Annotated in this window: 6 protein-coding genes; all 6 read right to left on the reverse strand. The window is 56.4% G+C overall.

From position 1 onward, the window contains the following. Nucleotides 1-1,028: NADP-dependent oxidoreductase (locus M0974_RS01740; RefSeq protein WP_297831880.1), on the reverse strand; the 1,028-nt coding region annotated here is incomplete at its 3' end. A gap of 25 nt (nucleotides 1,029-1,053) precedes the next feature. Beyond that, nucleotides 1,054-2,610 (reverse strand): AMP-binding protein, encoded by a 1,557-nt coding sequence (locus M0974_RS01745; RefSeq protein ID WP_297831884.1) that lies wholly within the window; start codon nucleotides 2,608-2,610, stop codon nucleotides 1,054-1,056. A gap of 39 nt (nucleotides 2,611-2,649) precedes the next feature. Next, nucleotides 2,650-3,492: an enoyl-CoA hydratase/isomerase family protein gene (locus M0974_RS01750; RefSeq protein ID WP_297831886.1), complete on the reverse strand. Its 843-nt coding sequence runs from the start codon at nucleotides 3,490-3,492 to the stop codon at nucleotides 2,650-2,652. 29 nt (nucleotides 3,493-3,521) lie between these two features. After that, complete coding sequence (locus M0974_RS01755; RefSeq protein WP_297831889.1) at nucleotides 3,522-4,637, reverse strand: DUF5938 domain-containing protein; 1,116 nt, start codon at nucleotides 4,635-4,637, stop codon at nucleotides 3,522-3,524. A gap of 37 nt (nucleotides 4,638-4,674) precedes the next feature. Then, nucleotides 4,675-5,955, reverse strand: a complete 1,281-nt coding sequence (locus tag M0974_RS01760) for an acyl-CoA dehydrogenase family protein (protein ID WP_297831892.1) — start codon at nucleotides 5,953-5,955, stop codon at nucleotides 4,675-4,677. Nucleotides 5,956-6,175: 220 nt separating this feature from the next. Then, the coding region (locus M0974_RS01765; RefSeq protein ID WP_297831895.1) for an acyl-CoA dehydrogenase at nucleotides 6,176-6,761 on the reverse strand (586 nt) is incomplete at its 5' end.

Raw genomic sequence — 6,761 nt, forward strand, 5'->3', positions numbered from 1 at the left:
ACCGGGTCTGCGACCTTCAACAACAACTTGCCGGGACGCTTGCCGCTGAAAAGGGTGGGCAGGAGCGCCGGCGCATGCTCGAACCCGTCGACGATGTGTTCCTCGACGTGCAGCCTGCCTTCGGCGATCAGGCGTCCCATCTCCTGGCCGCCCTCCTGCAGTCGGTCGCGATAGAACGTGAGCAGGATGCCCTGCACCGTCAGCATCTTCACGCAGATGAACATGTAGTTGCGCGGCCCTTGCAATTGAACATCGGTATAGCCAGATGCCATGGCGCCGCAAATAAGAATTCGCCCGCGTGGTGCCATGCTCAACAACAAAGAATCAAGCATGTCACCGCCGACATTATCAAAGTAGGCGTTGACACCTTCAGGGCAAAGCTCGGCCAGCCGCGCACCGATGTCTTCGTTCTGATAATCGATGGCCTCATCGTAACCGGCGTGTTCCACGATCCAACGACACTTTTCTGCGCCACCGGCGATGCCGATGACCCTGTCGGCACCTGCGGCCTTGCAGATTCCGGCCACTAAAGAGCCGGTCGCCCCTGTTGCTGCCGAAACCACAACGGTATCCCCGGGGCCAACTTTAAGAACGTCAGTCACGCCAAAGTAAGCCGTTAGGCCTCCCACCCCGAACACGCCCAGATGCCAGGTGAGCGGCATATCTTCAGACTTGGGCAATACACGCAAAGGCATTGGGCCATCGGCCCGGGCGATGTTGTAGTCCTGCCACGTCAAGAAGCCTTCTACCAAGTCGCCCACCGCATAATCCGGGTGCCGTGAATCCACCACCTGACCGATGCCCATGGTTCGCACAGGCTCGCCAATCTGGACTGGGGGCAGGTAACCACCGTGGTCTGTCAACCAGATACGCTGGCTAGCGTCGAACCCAAAATACAGCGAACGCACCAACACCTCATCCACACCAGGCCGAGGCAGCGGCGCCTCGCAGTAACGGAAGTCTTCAGGAACAACAGCACCAACCGGGCGTCGCGCAAGTAACCACTGACGATTCACAGGACCATTCATCTTTTTATTTTCTCCCTGGTATAAATCAGATCCGACGCTCTTGGCCGTTCCAGTATTTTTCACGCAAATCTTTCTTCAGCACCTTGCCCGCAGGGCTGCGCGGCAATGGCGAAAGAAACTCAATTGTTTTAGGCGCCTTTACTGAGCCGAGCTTGTGCTTGCATAGATCGATAAGTGTTTGAGCATCTACACTGGAACCCGGTTTAAGCTCGACGATACCTTTTACCGACTCACCCCAATCTGCGTCAGGCACGCCAATCACCGCGCAGTCCAATACCGCTGGGTGAGACCATAGAACTTGCTCCACTTCACCGGGATAAACGTTAAACCCGCCTGAAATTATCAAGTCCCGCTTGCGGTCAGTGATATGCAGAAACCCCTCTGCGTCGAGATGTCCTACATCCCCGGTGTGCAACCACCCGTCCACTATCGACTCTGCGGTCTTCTGCGCATCGTTGTAATAACCCTTCATAACGATGTCACCACGCACGCAGATCTCTCCGTTTTCACCGTGAGACAGTTCCCGTCCGTCGTCGCTCATGATTGCCAGTACGTTAGTAACCGATGGCAGCCCACAGGCCGAGAGGCGGCTATCTGGGGCTATGCGTCCGTCCACGAAATGATCCTGGGGACGCAGAAAAGCGATTGATCCTGGAGCCTCAGTCTGGCCATAACCTTGCATCATGACGGGCCCGAACACCGCCAAAGCATGCTTGAGTTTTTCCAGGGACATGGGCGCAGCGCCATACATCAGGTAACGCAACGACGAAAAATTCCGTTTCTCAATACCCGGCGTTTCCAGCAAGCGATAGATCACTGTGGGGGGCAGAAACAACTCAGTGACCCGATGTTCCTCGATGGCATCGAGCAGAGAAATCGGGTCGGGCTTAGTAAGCACGACCACAGTCCCGCCCCTTGCACTAGCAGACAAGGACAAAAACCCGGCTGTATGAGTCATTGGCGCGGCGGCCAGATTCACGATGCGCTCGCCCGGCGCATAGGGTGTGTTGATGATGCCGTTGAGCACTGAAAGCCCCAGGTTTCGATGTGTCTGCATCACTCCCTTGGGGAGCCCAGTAGTGCCCCCGGTAGGCATGATCGCCACCAGGTCGTCAGGCTCGTGCCCTACGCACGGAGCAAATTGGCTTTGAGCAGCAAGCCAGTCGGGGAGTGACAGGCAACCCTCGACATGGCCATCAATGCAGACCAGTTTGCTCAAGCCAGGACAGGCTAACCGAAGTACGGCTACAACCGAGGCATAGGCCTTTTGGAAGAACAGCACCTCAACATCGAAGCCATTGACCAACTGGACGCTCTCGTCCGCTGAACCACGTGGATTCAACGGCACCCAAGCAAGGCCGGCACGCCACAGGCCCAACACGCACATCCAGGCCAGTGGATTGTTACCTGCCAGTACAGCGCCGTGGATGCCTTTGCGGGTGCCATCCGCAACCAGCGCTTGAGCCACTTGGCAGGTAATGCCATGAGCCTCCTCGTAAGCCCAACGCTGCCCGTCCATGACGAAAGCAGTCCCCTGCGGGTTCAACGACCGACCGCGGTCGAAGAAGTCGATGATGGCCATTGCAGCCTCCTGTTGTTTATAGGTTTTATAGGGTTGAAGTTACTTAACAAACGGTAGTAAGGCGTCGATCGAACCTGGCAGGTCCAACTCGAACTCGCGGACCTGGCCTTCTTTCATCATTGCAGCCATCCCGGCCTGCATCTCCGGGCTTTCCATGCCGGCACGAAGTCCATCGTTTTCCGCAGCCAGACCTGAAAACAGCGGCTCTACAAACGGTTCAAACACTCGTCGCACCACTTCACGGTTCATCGCGATCACGGCGTGCGAGCGTTTGGCCACTCGACGCACCACATCCTCTACATAGTCGTCCAGTTCACCTTGCGACAACGACCGGTTGATCAAACCGTAACGCTCTGCTTCATCCCCGCTGAAGTCCCGTGAGGTAAGCAGCAACTCAAGCACTCGAGCCGGTCCCAGCGCCATAGCCGAGCGAGTAGCCCCGCCGCCGCCCGTGACAAAGCCACCACTTGCTTCCGGAAAACAGAACATTGATTCGCTGCTGGCGAAACGCATACTCAAGCACAGAAGAAACTCCAAACCACCGCCGCGGCACCGGCCGTTGACCTTGCCGATGGTGACTTGCGGTAGCATCTGCCAGGTCAGCGTGAGGGCCTGAAAAGCATTGAGATCGGGAGTCTTGCTGGCCTTACTGGGGTCCTTGGCAATGGCCACGATGTCACTGATATCAAAGTGGGCAATAAAGAAATCCGGATCCGCGCTATCAATCACTACGATCTTGACGCTTGGGTCGACTTGCAGGCGACCAGCAAGCTGGAACAACTCCTCGACCATCTTCGCGGTCATCAAGTTAATTGGAGGAGCCGAGAAGGTTACGCGCAGGACTTCACCGTCCTGCTGCAGAGAAAACGTCGAAAAACTCATTAGAGAAATCCTTCAATGTGCAGGGAGGGTTAAACCATTCGCTCGAATTGCAACGCGGCGTAGCCAAAACTTTTTAGCGTTCCGAGTAGTTCGTGATGTCCAAACACCCGAGACGGCGAGCAAAATCCCGATACGCGAGGCGCTTCAGAGATCAGTCGGCGTGCGCCGTAAGCCTGCAGCAGTCCCGTCTGGAGATAACCACCGGTACTGAAGATGCTGGCTTTGACTGCAACGTTGTTACCTGTCGCCATACACCAGTCAATCGAGCGATGAACACCTCTGGACTCACGCGGGGGCATCGTGGCAGTAATACCCCGGGCCAGGTTGTCAAGAATCGGCTGGAGTTGATGTTCGGGAATCCATTGCAGCGTGGTGAAATACAACCGCTCCAGGTCCAGCTGCTTCTGATAAAGGGCCTGGTTCCACATCGCCACATCCATCTTGCAGTTGCGCACGCGGCCATCTTTGGCAAACCAGAGCGGGTTGGTGCTGCCACCCCAGCTGGTAGCGGTCAGTACCTGCCCCCCAGGTGTTGAAATCTGGCTGACTTCAATCTGCTTGTAAGGAACGAGCTCATTGTCTTTTAGGTAATGGAACGGTTGGCACGCCGAGTCGAGAATCGTGTTAGCCGAACCAACGGTGGGCACCGCTTCGCACACCTCATGCATCTCTAACGAATCGACGCCAGGCACTTCAAGGCAGAACTGCGCGGCAATCTCGCTAACGGCGTACTGCATTGCCAGTGACGGCACCATTACAAGACCGGCCTTTGCGAAGTCCTTACTAAAGGCGTCGTCAATTTGCCGAATCGCTGCTTGCTCACCCGTGGTATCCAGATAGTGAACACCTGCACGCAGGCAGGCTTCGACCACCTCAAGGTTGAATCGATTAAATGGCCCGACCGTATTGCAGATGACTTTGCGTCCGGTCAGCAGCTTAGTAAGGGCTTCGACGGTGTGTTCAACTTCGATGATCTCATAGCGGGCATTTTCCATGCCCGGCACTTGTTTGAAGGCTTCGACGATGCGCTCGCGGCTTCGGCCGGCGGCAATGAAGGGCACGCCAAGATCACGTAAGTGTTCGGCAATAAGGCGCCCGGTATAACCGCTCGCACCGTACACGACGACAGGATAATCTTTGCTCAAGGAAGTTTCCTCAGATCAGTTATTGAGTGGTTCGGCTTTAGTTGCGGCCGAAGCCTTCTTGCCGGTGAAGTTGGCTCAACAGGTAGCCGTAGTGGGCCTGAAGAATGTTGTTTTCGCCGTCTTCAATTTGCATCGCCTGTGCATCACGCAGGAGCTTTTCGATTGGGAATTCGCGAGTCAGACCCATGCCGCCAAACAGTTGCAACGACTCGCGCACCACCGTCAGCATTTCGCTGTTACAGAAGACTTTGCCCGAAGCGGTGAAGTAAGGATGTGGACGTGGGGCACACTTGGTGAAATGGGCTACATGACGCGCCATTGCCCGGATAGCCTCTACCTTCATGCCTATCCCACCCAGGCGATACTGCGTGAGTTGATGATCGGCCAGCATTGCCCCACCCTGTTTGCGCTCATGCACGTAAGCCAACGCCAACTCGAACGCCGCCCTGGACAAGCCGGCGGCCAGATGGCTCATCGCAGTGCCGGCATGAGCCCAGGCATGAGCGTGCTTGATGTCGTAGTCGTCTTGGGTGGCAATGGCGAATCGGCGCGGCACGCGGACGCTGTCGAAATAGATCTCGCCCTGGGGCAAAGCCCGTTTTCCGAGTTTCTCCAGCGGCTTGCCTCGCGAAATGCCCTTTAGATCCAGCGGCAAAATGATGTTGCAGCCATAGGTGTTGCCTTGTTCATCGAAAAAGCCGCTGCCATAGTCGGCCACGATGTCCAGCAAGGCCACTTGCGCCACCGCGCCATTGGAAATCCACGCAGATGTTTGACCGTTGATGATGATTTCATCGTCGGTGAAGGTAGCTTGCAAGTTGCCCTTATTCCCCTTCGATCCTGCAAAGCGTTCCGGCTGGTAGAGGATCAAACCGTCGGAGCCGCGGTCAGGCTGAGTAGCACACCAACAGCCAAGCCTTCCCTCGCACAGATCAATCAACTCCTGTTGGCCGCTCGCTTGCGCCATCAGCATCGGCATAGCACCCGCACCGAACGAGGTGGCGAGTCCAGCGTCGCCCCAGGCCAACTCCTGAAACACCAGGCCCTCCATTCGAGCGGCCTGTTCTGGCCCCAATCCCGCCATGGCCTCAGGACCCAGCCCTAATGCTTGAATCTGGCCATGGAACTGCCAAAAAGGCGATCCCGGCAAAAAAGCCTCTTCGGACGGCATACGGTCAAGTTCACGCCCGATGGGGCGCATGACGTCACGAGCAAAGCGATGCACGGCCTGTTGCACAGCCTGCTCATCTTCGCTTAGACCTGCATCGAAACCTGCCAAGCCAACGACCGGTAGCGGCACCTCATGAAGCGTACTCATGTTTATCTCCTATTTTTATTAGTAGTGACGCACTATCTTTGACGCAACAAAGACTTAACCAGCAGTCAACTTCATCAGCCCGAACTTATTCAGCACTCTGCGTCCAAGGTACAAACATCGCCCGCTGCTCACCCCCCCTATGAGGAGTGGTAGACCCCTCTATTTCCAAGAGAAAGGCTCGCTGCGTCGGCCTGTGATCCTGCGCCACGAGCGAACGGGTTTAGAAGGCGGCGTCATCCATTGCCATAACCGACTCACCACCACGCATCGCTACCACGGCCAGCCCAGCCACCTGCGGTAAAACATGGGCTGCATAGAAGCGCACACTGAGTATTTTGCGCCGCAGGAATTCTTGTTGATCCCCACCTGCTTTAAGACGCTCCAGCGCTGCAAGCGCTGCTCGCGCCATTTGCCATCCGCCTGCGACAATGCCGCACAGTTGAATCAATGCCACCCCTCCTCCCAGAACCACCAGAGGCCGGCGGGGGTAGTTCACAATTGCCCAATCGGCCGCTTCCCGGAGCAGCTCGACGCCTTTTCGCAAATTGCATTCGATGTCCAACAACTCATGCTTTTGGTGTAAAGCCAGACACCCCAGTGTTTCGTCGACGCTCGACAGCCAGGTGTGCAAAGCCGCGCCACTGTCTCGCACTAGCTTGCGTTCGATGAAGTCATGAGCCTGGATGGCAGTGGTGCCTTCATAAATTGCGCATATGCGAACGTCACGCATAGGTTGTGATGCACCACTTTCCAGCACGTAACCCATACCGCCGTAAACCTGGATCGCCATCGAGGTAATCTCGTTG

The organism is Pseudomonas sp. (assembly GCF_026224925.1).
Taxonomy (GTDB): Bacteria; Pseudomonadota; Gammaproteobacteria; order Pseudomonadales; family Pseudomonadaceae; genus Aquipseudomonas.